Annotated in this window: 1 protein-coding gene and 1 pseudogene; one reads left to right on the top strand and one right to left on the bottom strand. The window is 51.5% G+C overall.

What is annotated here, in order from left to right:
* Window positions 1-379, bottom strand: a pseudogene (locus D8M29_RS13215) (hypothetical protein); the annotation flags it as partial.
* A 70-nt stretch (window positions 380-449) separates the two neighbouring features.
* Between D8M29_RS13215 and D8M29_RS14030 the strand changes: the two are divergent.
* On the top strand, window positions 450-722 hold the full coding sequence (locus D8M29_RS14030; RefSeq protein WP_202975982.1) for a LysR family transcriptional regulator: 273 nt from the start codon (window positions 450-452) through the stop codon (window positions 720-722).
* Window positions 723-761 lie beyond the last annotated feature (39 nt).

The raw sequence follows: 761 nt of genomic DNA, 5'->3' as shown, positions 1-761 counted from the left end.
AACAAATAAGGAACTGCAGATACCTTAGGCAGGTAATCACACCAAGGATGGTTCCGGCTGCCCAACACAAAATATGAATCATCCAGGCATTAAAAATAAGCGAGTAGGCGCTGCCTAAAGCTAAAATCCCCATAGAGACCATGCACCACGCGGGCATGTTATTGGGGCGAAAGCCCGGATTGCGGTGCCTAATGAAGCCTATGGAGAGCGCCAGAGCGAGAAGAGTTGCGGCAACAATCATGATCTTCGCGGGGAGATGCCCCACAACGGGGCTGAGATGAGTCTCAATGAGGGACGAGGAGATCCCTAGTACCATTACTGCTCCGGCCCAGCCAGGTCCGAGTGGCGGAAGTTCCATTTTATTCTCAATTTTAAGCATGCGCTTCAGGCTATGTACTGCTGAACGTTTACGGGAGAGCACAAAATCCGTACAGGGTTACAATGAAAGCATGTACCCCGCACGAGATGGTGATGACTCTCGGTTCTCTTCCGTTCGACGAAGCTACGTTCCCGATGCCCTCACGGTTGACATCGTCCTCGCTGTAGCCCGACACGGAGGAATGAATCAGGCTGCGAAATATCTCAATGTTTCCCAACAGACGGTCAGCACACGCGTCGCCAAATTGGAAAAACACCTAAATACACGTATTTTTTGGCGTGGCGCCGCCGGCAGTTCCACGACAAAATGGGCACACCAAGTGATCCGTGTTCTTGAGGGCTGAGAAAGTGCACTCAACGATTACGCGCATGGTCTGAAAGCA

The organism is Micrococcus sp. HSID17227 (assembly GCF_003989405.1).
GTDB lineage: Bacteria > Actinomycetota > Actinomycetes > Actinomycetales > Micrococcaceae > Micrococcus > Micrococcus luteus.
The sequence above is the reverse complement of the archived record's forward strand: the minus strand, read 5'-3'. Positions and strand labels throughout refer to the sequence as shown.